General features: G+C 69.1%; 13 protein-coding genes and 1 pseudogene. 5 read left to right on the top strand and 9 right to left on the bottom strand.

Annotated features, from left to right (window positions below; genetic code table 11):
- Positions 1-12 precede the first annotated feature (12 nt).
- Positions 13-1221: an NO-inducible flavohemoprotein gene (gene hmpA, locus ACSHSS_RS01445; RefSeq protein WP_217060818.1), complete on the top strand. Its 1209-nt coding sequence runs from the start codon at positions 13-15 to the stop codon at positions 1219-1221.
- A 78-nt stretch (positions 1222-1299) separates the two neighbouring features.
- On the opposite strand, the gene ACSHSS_RS01440 is transcribed toward hmpA, so the two are convergent.
- From ACSHSS_RS01440 to ACSHSS_RS01415, 6 genes and pseudogenes are all read right to left on the bottom strand, one after another.
- Entirely contained in the window at positions 1300-1689 is a 390-nt protein-coding gene (locus tag ACSHSS_RS01440) for a type II toxin-antitoxin system VapC family toxin (RefSeq protein WP_217075474.1), read from the bottom strand.
- Positions 1686-1790: pseudogene (locus ACSHSS_RS01435) on the bottom strand (type II toxin-antitoxin system Phd/YefM family antitoxin); the annotation flags it as partial. The pseudogene ACSHSS_RS01435 and the gene ACSHSS_RS01440, both read right to left, overlap by 4 nt.
- Positions 1791-1891: 101 nt before the next feature.
- A complete protein-coding gene (gene aroG / locus ACSHSS_RS01430) occupies positions 1892-2965 on the bottom strand; it encodes a 3-deoxy-7-phosphoheptulonate synthase AroG (RefSeq protein WP_006401618.1) in 1074 nt (357 codons plus the stop codon).
- A gap of 395 nt (positions 2966-3360) precedes the next feature.
- Complete coding sequence (gene tldD / locus ACSHSS_RS01425; protein WP_006408370.1) at positions 3361-4827, bottom strand: metalloprotease TldD; 1467 nt, start codon at positions 4825-4827, stop codon at positions 3361-3363.
- A gap of 85 nt (positions 4828-4912) precedes the next feature.
- A complete protein-coding gene (locus tag ACSHSS_RS01420; RefSeq protein ID WP_006401615.1) occupies positions 4913-5740 on the bottom strand; it encodes a carbon-nitrogen hydrolase family protein in 828 nt (275 codons plus the stop codon).
- A 51-nt stretch (positions 5741-5791) separates the two neighbouring features.
- Positions 5792-9991 carry a YhdP family protein gene (locus ACSHSS_RS01415; protein WP_445544486.1) on the bottom strand — a complete coding sequence of 1400 codons (4200 nt, stop codon included), beginning with the start codon at positions 9989-9991 and terminating at the stop codon, positions 5792-5794.
- A 225-nt stretch (positions 9992-10216) separates the two neighbouring features.
- Between ACSHSS_RS01415 and glnE the strand changes: the two genes are divergently transcribed.
- Positions 10217-13021, top strand: a complete 2805-nt coding sequence (gene glnE / locus ACSHSS_RS01410; protein ID WP_445544485.1) for a bifunctional [glutamate--ammonia ligase]-adenylyl-L-tyrosine phosphorylase/[glutamate--ammonia-ligase] adenylyltransferase — start codon at positions 10217-10219, stop codon at positions 13019-13021.
- A 129-nt stretch (positions 13022-13150) separates the two neighbouring features.
- Here glnE and recN read toward each other — a convergent pair whose 3' ends face one another.
- The gene (recN, locus tag ACSHSS_RS01405; protein WP_012214079.1) at positions 13151-14800 is read right to left on the bottom strand and encodes a DNA repair protein RecN; all 1650 of its coding nucleotides are present in this window, start codon (positions 14798-14800) and stop codon (positions 13151-13153) included.
- Positions 14801-14819: 19 nt separating this feature from the next.
- Entirely contained in the window at positions 14820-15722 is a 903-nt protein-coding gene (locus ACSHSS_RS01400; protein ID WP_006409161.1) for an NAD kinase, read from the bottom strand.
- A 131-nt stretch (positions 15723-15853) separates the two neighbouring features.
- Between ACSHSS_RS01400 and hrcA the strand changes: the two genes are divergently transcribed.
- The 3 genes from hrcA (at position 15854) to ACSHSS_RS01385 (ending at position 18594) form a co-directional block, all read left to right on the top strand.
- The gene (gene hrcA / locus ACSHSS_RS01395; protein ID WP_006416966.1) at positions 15854-16876 is read left to right on the top strand and encodes a heat-inducible transcriptional repressor HrcA; all 1023 of its coding nucleotides are present in this window, start codon (positions 15854-15856) and stop codon (positions 16874-16876) included.
- 246 nt (positions 16877-17122) lie between these two features.
- Positions 17123-18190: a ferrochelatase gene (hemH, locus tag ACSHSS_RS01390; protein ID WP_006401608.1), complete on the top strand. Its 1068-nt coding sequence runs from the start codon at positions 17123-17125 to the stop codon at positions 18188-18190.
- The gene (locus ACSHSS_RS01385) at positions 18187-18594 is read left to right on the top strand and encodes an RNA-binding S4 domain-containing protein (protein WP_006401607.1); all 408 of its coding nucleotides are present in this window, start codon (positions 18187-18189) and stop codon (positions 18592-18594) included. The genes hemH and ACSHSS_RS01385 overlap by 4 nt, the downstream gene beginning before the upstream one ends.
- On the opposite strand, the gene ACSHSS_RS01380 is transcribed toward ACSHSS_RS01385, so the two are convergent.
- Positions 18566-18727 (bottom strand): hypothetical protein, encoded by a 162-nt coding sequence (locus tag ACSHSS_RS01380; protein ID WP_445544484.1) that lies wholly within the window; start codon positions 18725-18727, stop codon positions 18566-18568. The genes ACSHSS_RS01385 and ACSHSS_RS01380 overlap by 29 nt on opposite strands.
- Positions 18728-19071: the final 344 nt, after the last annotated feature.

Genomic DNA, 19071 nt, shown 5'->3' with positions numbered 1-19071 from the left:
CGGAGAACGAACATGACCCAGATCACCGCCGATCAGATGGCACGCGTGAAGGCGACCGCTCCCGTCCTCGCCGAACACGGCGCGACGATTACGAAGCACTTCTACCAGCGCATGTTCGCGCGCCATCCGGAGTTGAAGAACCTGTTCAACCAGACGCATCAGAAGACGGGCACGCAGCCCGAGACGCTCGCGAAGGCCGTCTATGCGTATGCGGCGAACATCGACAATCTGGGTGCGCTCGGCGGTGCGGTGTCGCGGATTTCGCACAAGCACGCGAGCCTGAACATTCGTCCCGAGCACTATCCGATCGTCGGCGAGAACTTGCTCGCGTCGATCGTCGAGGTGCTCGGCGACGCGGTCGACGCGGATACGCTCGAAGCGTGGCGCGTCGCCTACGGCCAGCTCGCGCAAATCCTGATCGGCGCGGAGGCCGACCTGTACGCGGGTGCCGCCTGGAGCGGATTCCGTCCGTTCAAGGTCGCGCGCAAGGTGCGCGAAAGCGACGAGATCACGTCGTTCTACCTGGTGCCGGCGGACGGCGGCGCGGCGCCGTCGTTCGAGCCGGGCCAGTACGTGACGGTGAAGCGCTTCGTGGGCGATCTCGGCGTCGATCAGCCGCGCCAGTACAGCCTGTCCGACGCGCCGAACGGCAAGTGGCTGCGCATCTCGGTGAAGCGCGAGTCGGGCGACGCGGAGGCGATTCCGGCCGGCAAGGTGTCGACGCTGATGCACGACGGCGTCGAAGCGGGTTCGATCGTCGAGGTGACGGCGCCGATGGGCGATTTCTCGCTGAAGCGCGACGCCGATACGCCCGTCGTGCTGATCTCGGGCGGCGTCGGCATCACGCCGATGATGTCGATGCTGTCGACGCTCGTCGCCGAAGGCAGCCGGCGCGACGTGCGGTTCGTCCACGCATGCCGGTCGGGCGCGGTGCACGCGTTCCGCGACTGGCTGAACGACACCGTGCGCGAGCACGCGAACGTGAAGCGTACGGTGCTGTACGAGCGGGTCGGGCCGAACGACCGCGTCGGCATCGATCACGACCTCGAAGGGCGTCTGACGCCCGAGCGCGTGAAGCAGTACGCGCTGGTGCCGGACGCCGACTACTACATCTGCGGCCCGATCGCGTTCATGAAGGCGCAGCGCGATGCGCTGCTCGCGCTGGGCGTCGCGCCGGAGCGCGTGAATACGGAGATTTTCGGTTCGGGGGCGCTCGAGTAACGCGTCGCGCAGGCACTCGCGGCTGCGCGTGAAAAAGCCCGGCGTATGCCGGGCTTTGATTTCGTTGCGTGCAGCACGTCAGGCGCGCAGCACGAGCGTGTCGTGATAGCGCCACAGTTTGGGATCTGCGCTGACGAGCGGCATACCTTCATGTAGCGCCTGCGCAACCATCACGCGGTCGAACGGATCGGCGTGATCCGGAAAATCGGGCAGCGCGGCAACGCCTTCGACGTGATCGCTGCTGATAGGCAGCTCCGCAAAGCCCGCAAGCCGGAACGCCGAACGGGCATCGCGCGGATGGACCGGCAGATTGCCTTTGCGGTATTTGATCGCGATTTCCCAGATGGATGCGGCACTGACGTACAGCGTGTTCTCGGGATGCCCGATCAACGCGGCCGCTGTTGTCGACAGTTGATGCGCGCCCTCCGCCGCCCATAGCGCGATGGGCGTATCGAGCAGCAGCTTCATGGCGCCAGCCTTTGTTCCGAGCTGGCCTCGCAATCGGCGGCGATCGATTCGTCGGCGGCATTGAATGCCTCGACGGTTGTCGGGATGTTCAGCCCGGCAAGTTAGCTAGAGAATGTTAGCTGGTCTAGCAGAGCGAGGCGATCACCGCGCGCTGGCCGCATGGCCGAGGCGCCACGGGACGATCGCGCTGCTTGCCGCCCCGTCAGTTTCCGCTGCCGCTCGCGACGCGGCGCGCCTTCACCGATTCCGCCAGCCCTTCGAGCACCTTCACGCTGTCTTCCCAGTTGATGCAGGCATCGGTGATGCTCTGGCCGTACGTCAGTTCGCAGCCTTCCTTCAGATCCTGACGGCCTTCGACGAGGTGCGACTCGATCATCACGCCGACGATGCGCGAGTCGCCGGCCGCGACCTGGCGGCCGATGTCCGCGCATACCGGAATCTGGTTCTCGTGCTTCTTCGAGCTGTTCGCGTGGCTCGCGTCGATCATCAGGCGCGCGGCGAGGCCGGCCTTGCCAATGTCCGCGCACGCGGCGTTCACGCTGTCCGCGTCGTAGTTCGGCGCCTTGCCGCCGCGCAGGATCACGTGGCAGTCCTCGTTGCCGGCCGTCGACACGATCGCCGAGTGGCCGCCCTTCGTCACCGACAGGAAGTGGTGCGGCTGCGATGCGGCCTTGATCGCATCGACCGCGATCTTCACGTTGCCGTCCGTGCCGTTCTTGAAGCCGACCGGGCACGACAGCCCCGACGCCAGCTCGCGGTGCACCTGCGACTCGGTCGTGCGCGCGCCGATCGCGCCCCACGAGATCAGGTCGGCGATGTACTGCGGGCTGATCATGTCGAGGTATTCGGTGCCGGCCGGCAGCCCCATCTCGTTGATCTGCAGCAGCAGTTCGCGCGCGGTGCGCAGCCCTTCGTTGATCTTGAAGCTGTTGTCGAGATGCGGGTCGTTGATGAGCCCCTTCCAGCCGACCGTCGTGCGCGGCTTCTCGAAGTACACGCGCATCACGATTTCGAGTTCGCCCTTGAAGCGCTCGCGTTCCTTCACGAGCCGGCCCGCGTATTCGAGCGCCGCCTTCGTATCGTGGATCGAGCACGGCCCGATCACGACGATGAGACGGTCGTCCATGCCGTGCAGAATCCGGTGCATCGCCTGCCGCGCGTTGTAGATCAGCTCGGACGCCGCTTCGGAGCAGGCGAATTCGCGGATCAGGTGAGCGGGCGGCGTCAGTTCCTTGAGTTCGCGGATGCGGACGTCGTCGGTATTGTGCGGGGGCATGCTGTTTCTCCTAGCTTTTGGGGGCGCCGTTCGGTCAGTGTGCGTGCGGCAGATTCGTCGATTCGGGTGGTGCGGTGTGTCGTTCGGGCTGCAGGGCGGCCGTCGCGACGACGGCTGGCGAAGGGCGAAAAAAAACCGCCGGGTTCGCCGGCGGTTTTTTCGGGAATTTCGGTTGCGCTTCGCGCGCCATCAACCCTCTCGATCCGCCAGCGGTCTGAGATACCAAAAAAAGTAAAAGTAAAACTTGGCGGACATGACGGAGATTCGGTTCGTCGAAAAAGTCGATTCGGAATTTATACCCGGTCGCCGTGCCGCTGGCAACCGGGGTGCGTCAAAAATGCGGACAATCCGCGCGTTCGGTCAAAAATACGCGGATTGTCTGCGCGACGATGCGGTTATGCCGTACCGCCGACCGTCATCTTGTCGATGCGCAGGGTCGGCTGGCCGACGCCGACCGGCACGCTCTGGCCTTCCTTGCCGCATACGCCGACGCCCGTGTCGAGCGACATGTCGTTGCCGATCATGCTCACGTACTTCAGCGATTCGGGGCCGCTGCCGATCAGCGTCGCGCCCTTGACCGGATACGTGATCTTGCCGTTCTCGATCATGTACGCCTCGGACGCCGAGAACACGAACTTGCCGTTCGTGATGTCGACCTGGCCGCCGCCGAAGTTGACGGCGTAGAGGCCGTTCTTCACCGACGCGATGATTTCCTGCGGATCCTTGTCGCCGTTGAGCATGTAGGTATTCGTCATGCGCGGCATCGGCAGCGCCGCATACGACTCGCGGCGCGCGTTGCCCGTGACCGGCATCTTCATCAGGCGCGCGTTCAGCGTGTCCTGGATGTAGCCCTTCAGGATCCCGTCCTCGATCAGCGTCGTGCACTGCGTCGGGTTGCCTTCGTCGTCGATGTTGAGCGAGCCGCGACGGTTCGGCAGCGTGCCGTCGTCGACGACCGTCACGCCCTTCGCGGCGACCTGCTCGCCGATGCGGCCCGCGAACGCGGACGAACCCTTGCGGTTGAAGTCGCCCTCGAGACCGTGGCCGATCGCCTCGTGCAGCAGCACGCCCGGCCAGCCCGGTCCGAGCACGACCGTCATCGCGCCGGCCGGCGCGGGGCGCGCGTCGAGGTTCACGAGCGCGGCGTGCACGGCGTCATCGACGTAGCGCGACAGCACGTCGTCGGTGAAGTAGCCGTAGTCGAAGCGGCCGCCGCCGCCGCCGGTGCCGATTTCGCGGCGACCGTTCTGCTCGGCGATCACCGTGACCGAAACGCGCACGAGCGGGCGGATGTCGGCCGCGAGCGCGCCGTCGCTGCGCGCGACGAGCACGACGTCGTATTCGCCGGCGAGGCCCGCCATGACCTGCGTGATGCGCGGGTCGCGGCTGCGCGCCATCTGCTCGACGCGTTCGAGCAGCTTCACCTTGGCCGTCGCGTCGAGCGACGCGAGCGGATCGGACGGCAGATAGAGGTCGCGGCCCGAGATGCCTTTCAGCGAGGTCGCCGCCTTCACCTTCTGGCGGCCGCCGCCCGCGGCCGCGATCGCCTTCGTCGCCGCGGCGGCCTGCGCGATCGCTTCCGGCGACAGGTCGTCCGAATACGCGAACGCGGTGCGGTCGCCCGCCACCGCGCGCACGCCGACGCCCTGATCGATGCTGAAGCTGCCCGACTTCACGATGCCTTCCTCGAGGCTCCACGCCTCGCTGCGCGTCGCCTGGAAGTACAGATCCGCGTAGTCGACGCGGTGCGTGAAGATGTCCGCGATCGTGCGCGTGAGCAGGCTCTCGTCGAGGCCGTACGGCGTCAGCAGGATGTCCTTCGCCAGCGCCAGGTTGCGGATGCCGGGTTCGATGATGTTCATGCGGGTATCGGGTGCTCTCAAAAAGTTGTCGGATGCGTATCGCGCAGATGGGTGGGCCGCGCGGCGTTTCAAGCGGACCGGCCGCTCAGGTCAGTACGCGGTGCCGCCACGCGGGCAGGCTCTGGCGTACGTCGGCGATGCGCTGCGGGTCGAGCGTGCCGCTCACGACGCTCGCGCCTTCGTCGCGCACCGCGACGATCTCGCCCCACGGGTCGATCAGCATGCTGTGACCCCAGGTGCGCCGGCCGTTCTCGTGCTTGCCGCCCTGTGCGGCCGCGAGCACGTAGCACTGGTTCTCGACCGCCCGCGCGCGCAGCAGCGTCTCCCAGTGCGCGCGGCCCGTCGTATACGTAAACGCCGACGGCACGACGATCAGCGCGCAATCGCCCATCCTGCGATACAGCTCCGGAAAGCGCAGATCGTAACAGACCGACAGCCCGACCCGGCCGAACGGCGCGTCGAACGTGACGACCGTCTCGCCCGGGCGGATCGTGCGCGCCTCGTCGAACGACTCGTCGCCTTTCTCGAAGTTGAACAGATGGATCTTGTCGTAGCGCGCGGCCTCGTTGCCCGACGGATCGAACACGAGCGTCGTGTTCAGCACGCGCTGCGGTTCCGGCGCCTTCAGCGGCAGCGTGCCGCCGATGACCCAGAGCGCGTGGCGGCGTGCGGCGTCGGCGAGGAACTGCTGGATCGGGCCGTCGCCGTACGGCTCGGCGAGCGCGAGCTTGTCGGTGTCGCGCTGCCCCATGAAGCAGAAATACTCGGGCAGCAGCACGAGTTGCGCGCCTTCGTCGGCGGCTTCCGCGATCAGGCGGCGCGCTTCGGCGAGATTGCGTCCGACGTCGGGCGTGCTGACCATCTGCAAGGCGGCAACGCGGAACGGCGTGGCGGATGGGGCGGAATCGGTCATCGCGAAATCGGTGGCGTCATAAATGGGGTGCGGCCCGGCGGTAACGGCGGTTCAGTGCCCGGCCGCCTCGGCTGCATCGCGATTCATCTTACCCTGATCGCCCCGCACCCGCTCGATGTGCGGATGCGCCCACGATCCGGTGATCGCGTAGTCGAGCGCGAACGCGTGCTGCAGCGTCTGCGACAGCGCGAAGTCGGCGGCGAGCACGCCGACGCCGAGCAGCGGATTGATCACCGCCGCCGCGATCGCGGCCGCACCCGCGCCGACCTTCGGCGCGACGTGCGCATGGAGATCCTGCGTCTCGGTGCCGAGATCGACGGCGCCGCGCACCGTCACGTTCGCCGGTGCGGTCGTCATCGCGAAATCGTCGGTGCGCGCGATGCCGTTCGAAACGCGGGCGGTGCCGGTGATCTTGTCGAACGGCAGTCCCTTGCCGATCACGTCGCGGAAATTCAGCGTCAGGAAGCGCGCGAGGCTCTGCAGGCTCAGCACGCCGAGCAACTTCGCGGCGCCCGGATCGACCTTCAGGATTTGCCCGTGCTCGAGGTCGAGCGCGATCTGGCCGTTCAGCGACGGCAGGTCGACCGCGGTCGGGCCGCCGCGCCAGCCGACCTTGCCGGTCACCGAACCCTGGCCCTTCGCGAGCGTACGCGGCAGCCCGACGCGATCGAGCAGCGCACCCGCATCGTCGACGTCGAGCCGGAAGTCGAACACCGACCGCCGCGGCGCCTCGCTTTCCTCGACGCCGCGCGCGAGCGCGCGGCGCGACGTGCGCCAGTTGCCGGTCGCGCTCAGCTTCGCGTCCGGGTTCGTCAGCGTGAGGCGGTCGAGCTGCCAGACCGGCGTGCCGTTCTCGTCGACGTTGCGTGCGTTGACGACGAGGCGGCCGATGTCGTGGTTGCGCGCGACGACCTGGTCGACGATCACGTCGACCGACGGCATCGGCCGATCGGTCGGCGTCGGCAGGTTCATCGCGCGGCCGACGAGATCGTGCTGCGCGCTGTCGGGAATCACGAGCTTCGCGAGCCGTGCGTTGAGCACACCGGCGCCGTTGTGGCCGCCGCCCGGCGCCCACGACAGATAGCCCGACACCTGGTTCGAGGCGATGTTGGCCTGCCACAGATCGTCGACGTGCGACGCGCCGACGATCACGTTTTCCCAGTTGCGCTTGAGCAGCGTCAGCGTGCCGAAATGGAGCGCAAAGCGCTTCGGCGTGAAGCTCGCGACATCGACGCGCGATGCGGCCGGCGGCTGCGCCGCGCGCGGCGTCTCGGCGCGCAGCGTGTGCGCCAGCGCGATCCAGGCGTCCGCGTCGAACGCGTCGACGTCGACGGCCGCGCTGACGCCTTCCTGCGGCATGTCGGGCATGCGGTGGATGCCCATCGCGCCGCGCACGGCGCGCAGCGGCGCACCGCGCGTCGCATCGAGCAGATAGGTCGCAGACACGGGGCCGAGCGTCAGGTCCGCGTGCTCGAGGCGCGTGCCGTCGGTCTGCGGCGCCGGCTGCAGCGTGAAGCGGAACGGCATCGTCGTGCCGGCCGGCTTCGCGAAGGGCGCGGGGAAGTTCAGCGCGACGCCGGTCAGGTCCGATTGCGCGGCGATGTCCGGCAGGCGGCCCGGCGCGCCGCGCACCGCGATCCGGTACGGCGCGTCGCCGCTCACGTGTTCGAGCAGCGCCGCCGCGGCGCCACGCAGATTCAGCCCGCGCGCGGCGTCGAGCGCGAGCTTGCCGTCGACGTCGACGGCGTACGGCCCGTGCGACTGGAAGCGGCCGCTCGCGCGCACCGGGCCGCCGAGGAAGCGGCCCGACAGCGCATGCAGCGACGCGCCGGTTTCGGTGAAGCGCACCTGTCCGCGCAGCGCGGACAGCGGCGGCATGCCGTCCGCCGACAGCGTGTTGCCGCCGAACGCGAGCGCGCCTTCGATCCGCGTATGCGGATGCGCGACGTGCTGCGGAATCGTCAGCTTCAGTGCGAGCGACGCCGGCCCCTGCGCGTCGATGCGCGCGCCGACGTGATCGCTCATCGCGCCGAGCGAGCTGTTGTCCGCGTAATCGATCAGGTCGGCGAGCGGCCCTTGCGCGTGGCCTTCGATCACGAGCGGCGAGTCGCTCGGGTGGCCGAGGTCGTCGATGCGGCCGGCGACCTTCGTCACCGCGACACGCTTGTAATGCGCGCGGTCGATGTCGAAGCGCAGCTTGTTCTGCGCGAGCTCGAACACGCCGTCGATGCCGTCGAGCGCGGGCCACACGCTCGGCGTGCCGTTCGCGAGCGTGCGCGGCGGGTACGGCGTCGGCTCGAAGCGGCCGCCCGTAAACGGCGCGACGATGTGGAACACGCCGGCCGTCGGCTCGTGCTGAAACGGAAACTTGTCGAGCGGGCCGCGCGCGACGATCGACGCGCCCTTCGTCACGCGGCCGTCCTGCAGCGCGTGGCCGAGATAGGCACGCAGGTGATCGGACATCCCCGTCGGCAGATAGCGCGGAATCCGGGCGACCGACGCGCGCGCGAAATCGGCGCGCAGGTCGAGCGAGCCGCGGCCGTGGCCCGGATTCGTGTAGGTGCCCGACACCGCGATCTCGGCGTCGGGGTTCGCCACGAACAGATCGGGCACATTCACGTCGACGCGCGCGTGCTTTTCGCCGGGCGCCGGCGTGATGGTCCAGTTCGCGCGGCCGCGCAGCTTGTCGAAGGTGAGCCGCGGCTCGTCGAATTCGCCGGGCACCGTGACGGCCGCGTCGACCGTGTCGAATTCGGCGGTGCCGCCCGTCTCGCTCGCGTCGACGCGGCCCCACAGGTTCTCGACGCCCGGCAGGCCGGCGCGCGGATGGCCGCGCGCGGACAGCCCCGGTGGCGGCTCCTGCGCCGCGAAGCTGATGCCCTGCAGATCGCCGAGGAACCGGTAGCGCACGATGGGCGCGGCGCCCATGCGGCGCTCCTCGTCGGCGAGGTCGGCGCGCGCGGGCTTCGCGCGTTCGACTTCGATGTGGTAGTTCGACATCATCCCGCGCGGGTCGATCTTGACGAGCTCGTTGCGCAGCCGCGCGGGCAGCGGCAGCCCGCGGATGAATTCGCTGAGGATGCCGAGATCGACGCGGTCGCCGACGACGCTGAGCAGCTGGCCCTGATCGGCCGTCGGCACGCGATAGCGCGCCTTCAGCGTCGACAGCGCGAGCGAACGCGCGAGCGGCGTGCCGTCGGGCAGCGGCGGCTGGCCCAGCTCGGCGTTGAAGTGCGTCAGATGCAGCGTGTAGTCGCGGCCCGGATCGAGCGCGAGATCCCAGCGGAAGCCGACCGTCGGCACGTCGAGGCGCGGCTGTGTCGGCCGTACGCGCAGCGCGACGTCGGCACCCTGCAGGTCGCCGCCCGCCGAGCGCAGCCGGCCGTTGCTGAAGGTCGCCCAGATCGCGTTGTCGATCCGGCCGGCATGGATCGTGAGCGGCATGTCGACATAGCGCGCCAGCGTCTGCAGATCGACGGGGCCCGTCGACAGATAGGCATTGCCCGTCCAGTTCGAGGGCTTGCCGATCGGCGCGAGCGCCTTGTGCGTGAAGCGTGCGCGGAAATCGAGCGGGCCGAGCAGCAGCGTGCCGTTCGCGGGCGCCTGCAGCGCGGCCTTGTGCAGGCGGCCGTCGTTGAGCACGGCGAGCCGGATGCCGGACAGCGCGAGTTCCGGCGCGTCGTGCTGCGCGTCGCGCCAGCGCAGCGTGCCGCCGCGCAGCACGATCGCTTCCTGTTTCAGCAGCCAGGTGCCGAACGTGTCGTTGCCGCCGTGCGCGGACGCGACGCCGACGCCCGCGATGCTGAGCGAGCCGTCCGCCGCGCGCGCGACGACGAGATCCGGCTCATCGACGATCAGGCTCGACAGCGCGGGCGACAGCCGCAGCAGCGACATCCACGACAGCGCAGCCGTCGCGTGCGGCACCGACAGCGCGACCTGACCGTCGCGGCCGCGAATCGTCAGATGGGTGACTTCGACGCCCGGCTGCATGCCGGACCAGTGCGGCGAGAGCTTACCGATCGACAGTTGTGCGTGGAGCTTGTCGGACACCGCTCGCTCGATGCGCGGGCGGAATTCGTCGATGCGCGGCAGCAGCACGTAGCGCAGCCCGAGGAACGTGCCGCACGCGACGAAGTACGTGCCGATCGCGACCGCCAGCGTCACCTTGAACACGCGACGCAGCACCGGATGATCGTGCTTCGGAGTGGCCGCTTCGGGCGCTGCTGCGGCGGATTCCTGACGGTCGGACATGCGGCGGACGGGCGGCGATATGGTAGTTTTGCAGACTGACGTTGAAATGTATCACACGGGTTCGTGCCGGCGGCCGCCAGGCGGCGCGGCGCGGGCCTCCCGGCGCGCGGCGTCGCACGGGCGCGGCGCGTCCGCGATGCCGCGCCTTGTCCATTGGGGCCGGCCCGCAGCGCGCATCGAATGCAGGCGCGTGCCGGCCGGCCCGACCGCAAGGCCTGCTTCTCGATGACCGACGCTTCCGCCCTGATCAGCACGTCCTATTCCCGTTACCTCGCGCGCGCGGCCGCCGCGCGCCCGGCGCTCGTCGAGCAGATCGCCCGCTGGGCCGACGCGCCGCTCACGCGCGCGCAGCAGGACGAACGGCTCACCGAGCTGCTCGGCGTGCCGCCGGCCGGCGCGGCCGTGCCGACCGACGAACAGTTGAAGCGCGCACTGCGGCAATTGCGCACCGAGGTGTTCGGCGCGGTGGCCGAGCGCGACCTGCGCGGGCTCGCGAGCGTCGCCGAGGTGACGGGCGCGATGACCGATCTGGCCGAGCTCGCCGTGCAGCGCTCGCTCGCGCTGCTGTCGGCCGAATTCGAGGCGCTGTACGGCGAGCCGCGCGGCGCCGACGGCCAGCGCGTGGTGCTCGGCGTCGTCGGGATGGGCAAGCTCGGCGGCCGCGAACTGAACGTGTCGTCCGACATCGACCTGATCTTCGTCTACGAGGACGACGGCGAGACGGCCGGCGGCACGCGCGCGCCGCTGTCCACGCAGGAATATTTCACGCGGCTCGGCCGGCGCCTGATCGGCGTGCTGTCGGAAGTCACGGCCGACGGCTACGTGTTTCGCGTCGACATGCGGCTGCGCCCGAACGGCGATTCCGGGCCGCTCGTATGCAGCCTCGGGATGCTCGAAGAGTATTTCTACGTGCAGGGGCGCGAGTGGGAGCGCTACGCCTGGATCAAGGGGCGGCTCGTGTCGGAAGGCGACAGCGACGCCGCGCGGCGGCTCGCGTCGCAGCTCGAGTCGATCGTGAAGCCGTTCGTGTACCGGCGCTATCTCGACTTCGGCGTGATCGGCGCGATCCGTTCGCTGCATCAGCAGATTCGCCACGAAGCCGCGCGCCGCGCGTCGATGCGGCCCGACAAGGCCGACGACATCAAGCTCGGCCGCGGCGGCATCCGCGAGATCGAGTTCAGCGCGCAGGTGTTCCAGCTGATCCGCGGCGGCCAGGATGCGGGGTTCCGCGTGCGGCCGACGCTCGCGGTGCTCGCGCACGCGCAGGCGCGCGGCTTGATCGCCGACGACGTGCGTGCGCGGCTGACCGACGCGTACAACTTCCTGCGCACGCTCGAGCACCGGCTGCAGTACCGCAACGACGCGCAGACGCATGCGATGCCGGTCGAACCCGACGAGCGCGCGGCGCTCGCGGCCTCGCTCGGCTTTGCCGACTACGTGGCGCTGATGACGGTGCTCGACGCGCATCGCACGTTCGTCGAGGCGCAGTTCGATCAGATCTTCGCGGACAAGGTGGGCGGCGGCCCGTGCAGTGCCGGCGACGACACGGCGGCCACCTGGATCTGGAGCGGCGCACTCGCTGACGACGGCGAGGACGACGCGCTGACGGCGCGCCTCGGGGGGCTCGGCTTCGCCGATCCGGCCGCGATGCTCGCGCGGCTGCGCGCCGTATGGCAATCGTCGCGCTATACGGGGCTGCCGGAAAAGAGCCGTCAGCGCTTCGACAGCGTCGCGCAGCGCGCGCTCGAGGCGGCACCGAACATCGACGCCGCGCGCCGCGACGACACGATCGTGCGCCTGTTCGACCTGCTGGAGACGGTCAGCCGGCGCGGCGTCTACCTGGCGCTGCTGACCGAATATCCGGCCGCGCTCGACCGCGTGCTGTCGGTGCTCGGCGCGACGCGCTGGGGCGGCGGCTATCTGATCCGCCACCCGCAGCTGCTCGACGAATTGCTCGACGACGAAGCGATTGCAAGCCCGTTCGACTGGCCCGCGTTCAAGGACGCGCTGCGCGCGCGCCTGGCCGCCGCCGACGGCCCCGAGCAGCAGATGGACCTGCTGCGGCATGCGCAGCACGCGGAGGTATTCCGGATCCTGCTGATCGACCTGGCCGGGCAGCTGTCGGTCGAGCACGTCAGCGACCGGCTGTCGGAGCTCGCCGACGCGGTGCTCGACGTCACGATCGAAGTCGTCTGGTCGCAGCTCGCGAAGCGTCACCGCGACGTGCCGAAATTCGCGGTGATCGCATACGGCAAGCTCGGCGGCAAGGAGCTCGGCTACGCATCCGATCTCGACCTGATCTTCCTGTACGACGATCCGGACGATCGCTCGGCCGACGTGTACACCACGTTCACGCGGCGCCTCATCACCTGGCTGACGACGGCCACCGGCGCCGGCGCGCTGTTCGACATCGACCTGCGCCTGCGGCCGAACGGCGAGGCCGGGCTGCTCGTGACGGATCTCGACGCGTTCCGCCGCTATCAGCTGCGCGAAGGCGATGCGGCGAACACCGCCTGGGTCTGGGAGCACCAGGCGCTGACGCGGGCGCGCTACAGCGCGGGCGACGCGGAGATCGGCGCGGCGTTCGAGGCGATCCGCCGGCAGGTGCTGACGACGCCGCGCGACGCGGACGTCCTCGCGAAGGAAATCGTCGACATGCGCGCGAAGGTGCTCGCCGGACACCCGAACCAGACCGAGCTGTTCGATCTGAAGCACGACCGCGGCGGGATGGTCGACATCGAGTTCATCGTCCAGTACTGGGTGCTGCTGCACGCGTCGAGCGACCCGGAACTGATCCGCAACACGGGCAATATCGCGCTGCTGCGCGAAGTCGCGCGCTTCGGGTTGATGGGCGAGGACGAGGCCGAGCGCGTCGGCGCGGCGTACCGCACGTACCGGAAGCTGCAGCACAAGCTGCGGCTCGACGGGATGGAGAAGGCGCGCGTCGAGCCGGCGCTCGTCGCCGACGAGCGCGCGGCCGTGATCGCGCTGTGGACGCGTGTATTCGGTGCGCTTGAAACGGGCGTTTGATTGGCGGCGGCGTGCGCGGGCGGGCGGCGCTTCTATATAAGTAAACGCGCGGGCGGAGCAGGCGGGCGCACGTGCGGTCCGCCCGCCGCGACGGCGCTGCGGCGCCGGCGTGCTTGCTGCGCCGCAGCGTCAGGCCGCGAGCATTTCCTTCGCGTGCTTGCGTGTCGTGGCGGTGATCTCGAGCCCGCCGAGCATCCGCGCGACTTCCTCGATCCGGCTCGCCTTGTCGAGCGCGACGACGGTCGACACCGTGCCGCCGTGCTCGTCGCTGCCTTTCGCGACCTGGAAATGGTGGTCGCCGCGCGCGGCGACCTGCGGCAGGTGCGTCACGCACAGCACCTGCCGGTCGCGCCCGAGCTGATGCAGCAGCCGGCCGACGACTTCGGCCACGCCGCCGCCGATACCCGTATCGACCTCGTCGAAGATCAGCGTCGGCGTCGGGCTCGCGGCGCTCGCGATCACCGCGAGCGCAAGGCTGATCCGCGCGAGTTCGCCGCCCGACGCGACTTTGGCAAGCGGGCGCAGCGGCACGCCGGCGTGGCCCGCAACGCGGAATTCGATCTGTTCGAGCCCGTGCGGGCCGCCGTCCGCGAGCGGCACGAGCGCGACTTCGAAGCTGCCGCCCGCCATCGACAGCTCCTGCATGCCGGCCGTCACCGCGGTGCCGAGCGCCTTCGCTGCTTGCGCGCGCGCCTTCGACAGGCGCTTCGCGTCGGCCAGATAAGCGTCCCACGCCTTCGCCTGCGCGGCTTCGAGCGCGCCGAGATCGGCCGCCGCGTCCAGCGCGGCAAGCTGCGCGCGGCGCGCCGCGTGTTCCTCGTGCAGCGTGTCGGGTGGCAGCCGGAACTTGCGGGCGGTCGAATGCAGCGCGTCGAGGCGCATTTCGACCTGCGCGAGGCGGTCGGGATCGAGATCCAGACGCTGCGCGTAATGCGACAGCGAATAGACCGCTTCCTGCAGCTGGATTTCGGCCGGCTCGAGTGACGCGAGCGCGTCGCCGAGCGCGGCATCGTAGTCGGCGAGGCTGCGCAGCTTCGACACGATCGCGCCGAGCTGCGTGAGCATCGCATCGTCCGATTCGGACAGCGCATCGAGCGCGCCGCGCACGCCTTCGATCAGATTCGCCGAATGCGACAGGCGCTTGTGCTCGGCGCTCACCTCTTCCCATTCGCCCGGCTGCGGCGCGAGCTTGTCGAGCTCCGCGAGCTGCCACGCGAGCTTTTCGCGCTCGAGCTGCAGCTCGCGTTCGTGCGCCTTCGCCGCGTCGATCGCCTGCGTCGCGTCGCGCCAGACACGCCACGCGCGCGCGACGTTCGCGGCCTCGGCGACGAGCCCCGCGTGCGTGTCGAACAGCTCGCGCTGCGCGTCGGGACGCATCAGCAGCTGGTGCGCGTGCTGCCCGTGAATGTCGACGAGCATCTCGCCGAGTTCGCGCAGTTGCGCGAGCGTCGCGCTGGTGCCGTTGATGAAGGCGCGCGAGCGGCCGTTCGCGTCGATCACGCGGCGCAGCATCACGGTGTCTTCGGCATCGAACGCGTGTTCGTCGAGCCAGCGCGCGACGCGGTCGTGCGGCGTGAATTCGGCGGTGATGTCGGCGCGGCTGCAGCCGGTGCGCACGACGCTCGCGTCGGCGCGTTCGCCGAGCGCAAGGGCGAGCGCGTCGATCAGGATCGATTTTCCGGCGCCGGTTTCGCCGGAAAAGACGGTAAAGCCGGCGTCGAATTCGAGATCGAGCGCGGCGACGATGACGAAGTCGCGTATCGAGAGGTGGCGGAGCATGGTGTCGGGCGGCGGCGCGTCAGGACGCCTTGTCGTCTTCGTTCGAGGCGTGCTCGTTCCAGTGCAGCTTCTTGCGCAGCGTCGCGTAGTAGCTGTAGCCGATCGGATGCAGGAACGGCACCGTGTGCTTCGAGCGGCGCACCTCGATCGTATCGTTCAGTTCGAGCGCGGTGAACGACTGCATGTCGAAGTTCACGTTGACGTCGCGCCCGCCGACGATCTGGATCGCGATCTTCGAATCGTCCGGCAGCACGATCGGCCGGTTCGACAGCGCGTGCGGCGCAATCGGCACGAGCACGATGCCCTGCAGCTGCGGATGGAGGATCGGGCCCGCCGACGACAGCGCGTACGCGGTCGAGCCGGTCGGCGTCGCGACGATCAGGCCGTCGGAGCGCTGGTTGTACATGTACCGGCCGTCGACCGACGCGCGCAGCTCGACCATCCCGGAGAAGCCGCTGCGGTTCACGACGACGTCGTTGAACGCGAGCGCGTGGTAGATCGGTTCGCCGTCGCGGACGATTCGCGCCTCGAGCAGCGAGCGCTCCTCGCGCTCGAACTTGCCCGACAGCATCACGGGGACGAGCGCCTGCATGTCGGCCGCGGCGATGTCGGTGATGAAGCCGAGCCGGCCGTGGTTGATGCCGATCAGCGGCGTCCGGTACGGCGCGAGCTGCCGGCCGATGCCGAGCATCGTGCCGTCGCCGCCGAGCACGACCGCGACGTCGGCGCGCGCGCCGATCTCGGCCGGCGTCAGCGCCGGATAGCCCGAGATGCCGATCTCGCGCGCGGTGTCGCCTTCGAACACGACCTCGAACCCGCGCTTCGCGATGCAGGCGGCGAGCGTCGCGAGCGGCTCGGCGATGCCCGGCGTGTTGCTGCGGCCGACGAGTGCGACGGTGTTGAACAGATTACCGGTTTTCATGCCGGCATTACACCATAGCTCGATGCCGAAAAGAACCGGTCGTGCCGCCGCGGGGCCGGATCGGACGCCGCCGCGCAACAGCGCTTGCGGCCACTCGCCGCGCTCGCGCGGTTGCGCTAAAATTTTCCACCATGCTAGATCCTCGCGCACGAACCCTCCTGAAAACCCTGATCGAACGGTATATCGCCGACGGTCAGCCGGTCGGATCGCGCACGTTGTCCCGGTACTCGGGGCTCGAACTGAGCCCCGCGACGATCCGCAACGTGATGTCCGATCTGGAGGAGCTCGGCCTGGTGTCGAGCCCGCACACGTCGGCCGGCCGCGTGCCGACGCCGCGCGGCTACCGGCTGTTCGTCGACACGATGCTGACCGTCGAAACGCCGATCGACGCCGCGGCCGTCGCGCGGCAGGTGCAGAGCACGCTGCAGGCCGGCGAGCCGCAGCAGAAGGTGGTCGCCGCCGCGGCGAGCGTGCTGTCGAACCTGTCGCAGTTCGCCGGCGTCGTGCTGACGCCGCGCCGCAGCCACGTGTTCAAGCAGATCGAGTTCATGCGGCTGTCGGAAAAGCGCATCCTGCTGATCATCGTGACGCCCGAAGGCGACGTGCAGAACCGCATGCTGGCGACGCCGCGCGACTATTCGCCGTCGCAGCTGACCGAAGCGTCGAACTACATCAACGCGCATTTCGCGGGCCTGTCGTTCGACGAGGTGCGGCGGCGCCTGCGCGACGAAATCGACCAGCTGCGCGGCGACATGACCGCGCTGATGCACGCGGCCGTGACGGCGAGCACCGAGGTGCCCGACACCGAGGACACGGTGCTGATTTCCGGCGAGCGCAACCTGCTCGAGGTGGCGGACCTCTCGTCCGACATGGCGCGGCTGCGCAAGCTGTTCGACGTATTCGACCAAAAGACGGGCCTCCTGCAACTGCTCGACGTGTCGAGCCACGCCCAGGGCGTGCAGATCTTCATCGGCGGCGAATCGACGCTCGTGCCGATCGAGGAGATGAGCGTCGTCACCGCGCCTTACGAGGTGAACGGCAAGATCGTCGGCACGCTCGGCGTGATCGGGCCGACGCGGATGGCGTACAACCGCGTGATCCCGATCGTCGACATCACCGCGCGCCTGCTGTCGCTGACGCTGAGCCAGCAATAGCCGGCACGAGCGCGTTTCGCCATCATCGGCGCGCGGGCGCCGCGCCGCCAGTCGGCCGGACGGCCAGGGGGCGGCGGATCGATCGTCGCGGGCGGCCTGCGCGCCGGGCCGGTCTCCCGCGGTTTGACCACGCGCCCCGACCTGCGCGCCGGCCGGTCTTCCGCGGCCCGGCCTTCGCGGCCCCACCTCCGCGCCCCGCTATAATTGAAAACCATCCGGTTTCGTGCCTCGAGCACGCTCTTGCCCATGCGTTTCGACCTTGAGCCGCCTTCGAGCGTCGCGGCTGCCCACCGCGTCGGCGTGCTGCTGATCAATCTCGGCACGCCCGACGCGCCGACGCCGCGTGCGGTGCGGCGCTACCTCGCCGAATTCCTGTCCGATCCGCGTGTCGTCGAAATCCCTCAGCCCGTCTGGCAGGTGCTGCTGCGCACGCTGATCCTGCCGCTGCGCGGCCGGGCGTCGGCGAAGAAGTACGCGGCGGTCTGGATGCCCGAGGGTTCGCCGCTGCGCGTGTACACCGAGCGTCAGACCGAGGGCGTGCGGCATCTGCTCGCCTCGAACGACTATCACGTGCTGGTCGACTACGCGATGCGCTACGGCAGCCCCGGCATCGCGCAGGCGCTCGCGCAGTTCAAGCGCGCGGGCGTCGAGCGCGTGCTGCTGATGCCGATGTACCCGCAGTATTCCGCATCGACGACGGCCACCGCGTTCGACGCCGCCTTCGCGGCGCTCGCGCGCATGCGCAACCAGCCGGAAGTGCGCACGGTGCGCCACTATGCCGACCATCCGGCCTACATCCACGCGCTCGCCGAGCAGGTGCGCCACTACTGGGCGCAGCACGGCCGGCCCGACTTCGCGGCCGGCGACAAGCTCGTGCTGAGCTTTCACGGCGTGCCGAAGCGCACGCTCGATCTCGGCGATCCGTATCACGACCAGTGCCAGCAGACGGGCGCGCTGCTGATGGCCGCGCTCGGGCTCTCGACGATCGAATGCCGCGTGACGTTCCAGTCGCGCTTCGGCAAGGCCGAATGGCTGCAGCCGTACACGGCGCCGACGCTGCGCGAGCTCGGCGAGGCCGGCGTGCGGCGCGCCGACGTGTTCTGCCCGGGCTTCACGGCCGACTGCCTCGAGACGATCGAGGAGATCGGCATGGAAGTGCGCGACGAGTTCATCGCGGGCGGCGGCCAGTCGTTCCACCGGATTCCGTGCCTGAACGGCGCGCCGGCGTGGATCGGCGCGCTCGGCGAGATCGTCGCGGAGAATCTGCAGGGCTGGCCCGTGCGGACCGCCCAACCCGAAACGGTGAACGGATGAACTACAGGATTTCGACGGAGCCCGGCGCGAAGCTGCGCATCGACAAATGGCTGTGGGCCGCGCGGTTCTTCAAGACGCGCTCGCTCGCGAGCGATGCGGTCGACAAGGGGCGCGTGAAGATCGGCGGCGCGGCCGTCAAGCCGGCGAAGGAAGTGCGCGTCGGCGACGAGGTCGAGATTGCGATCGACGGCATCGTCTGGCACATTGCCGTGCTGGGCGTCTGCGACGTGCGCGGGCCGGCGAGCGTCGCGCAGACGCTCTATGCGGAAACGGAAGCAGGGCGCGCCGAGCGGCTCGCCGAACTGGAGCGGCGGCGTACGTATCGCGAGCCGGCGGCCGCGCTGCACGGCCGGCCGACGAAGCGCGACCGCCGCATCATCGACAAACTGTCCGGTGGACGCTGAACAGCTGATCGAACGTCGCGCGCACGCTGCCGTATTCGGTCGTGCGGTCGGTCACGGCGCCCGAAAGGCAAATGGTGGTGGTGCCGGCGATGAGTACCAGCGCGACCGCCGATATCGCAAAGGTCAGTTTCACGGTACTCCCCTCGAAAAGACGGGTAAATGGCGCCAGGCGGAGATCGGGCGGCGGGAGCTAGGGTAAACGCGCTTTTCCCGACGCCTGAAACGAGTGTAGTGCAGCGCACAGTGCCGGGCTAGTACTTCCCCGGTAAGCGTTGTTACCGGCCGTTTCGCGCGATTCGGCGGCCGATGCGCGCAATGCGGGGCAAACCGCATCGTTGTTTCGCCGCACGCGCGAATTCCGGCGAATCTCCCTCTTGAAACCGCGGTTTTTGCCCTTATCTGCACCAGCAATGTGCGGCACCTTCGGTCATACGTCCGGCGGTTGCCGATTTGGCTTCAACCTCTAATCGACTTTCA

The sequence above is a fragment of the Burkholderia sp. BC1 genome (assembly GCF_052683555.1).
The sequence above is the reverse complement of the archived record's forward strand: the minus strand, read 5'-3'. Positions and strand labels throughout refer to the sequence as shown.

Excerpts from the sequence above, each read along its gene's own strand:
- hmpA (WP_217060818.1), top strand. The coding sequence starts at position 13 with ATGACCCAGATCACCGCCGATCAGATGGCACGCGTGAAGGCGACCGCT.
- ACSHSS_RS01440 (WP_217075474.1), bottom strand. The coding sequence starts at position 1,689 with ATGAAGCTGCTGCTCGATACGCCCATCGCGCTATGGGCGGCGGAGGGC.
- aroG (WP_006401618.1), bottom strand. The coding sequence starts at position 2,965 with ATGCCCCCGCACAATACCGACGACGTCCGCATCCGCGAACTCAAGGAA.
- tldD (WP_006408370.1), bottom strand. The coding sequence starts at position 4,827 with ATGAACATCATCGAACCCGGCATCCGCAACCTGGCGCTGGCGAAGGAC.
- ACSHSS_RS01420 (WP_006401615.1), bottom strand. The coding sequence starts at position 5,740 with ATGACCGATTCCGCCCCATCCGCCACGCCGTTCCGCGTTGCCGCCTTG.
- ACSHSS_RS01415 (WP_445544486.1), bottom strand. The coding sequence starts at position 9,991 with ATGTCCGACCGTCAGGAATCCGCCGCAGCAGCGCCCGAAGCGGCCACT.
- glnE (WP_445544485.1), top strand. The coding sequence starts at position 10,217 with ATGACCGACGCTTCCGCCCTGATCAGCACGTCCTATTCCCGTTACCTC.
- recN (WP_012214079.1), bottom strand. The coding sequence starts at position 14,800 with ATGCTCCGCCACCTCTCGATACGCGACTTCGTCATCGTCGCCGCGCTC.
- ACSHSS_RS01400 (WP_006409161.1), bottom strand. The coding sequence starts at position 15,722 with ATGAAAACCGGTAATCTGTTCAACACCGTCGCACTCGTCGGCCGCAGC.
- hrcA (WP_006416966.1), top strand. The coding sequence starts at position 15,854 with ATGCTAGATCCTCGCGCACGAACCCTCCTGAAAACCCTGATCGAACGG.
- hemH (WP_006401608.1), top strand. The coding sequence starts at position 17,123 with ATGCGTTTCGACCTTGAGCCGCCTTCGAGCGTCGCGGCTGCCCACCGC.
- ACSHSS_RS01385 (WP_006401607.1), top strand. The coding sequence starts at position 18,187 with ATGAACTACAGGATTTCGACGGAGCCCGGCGCGAAGCTGCGCATCGAC.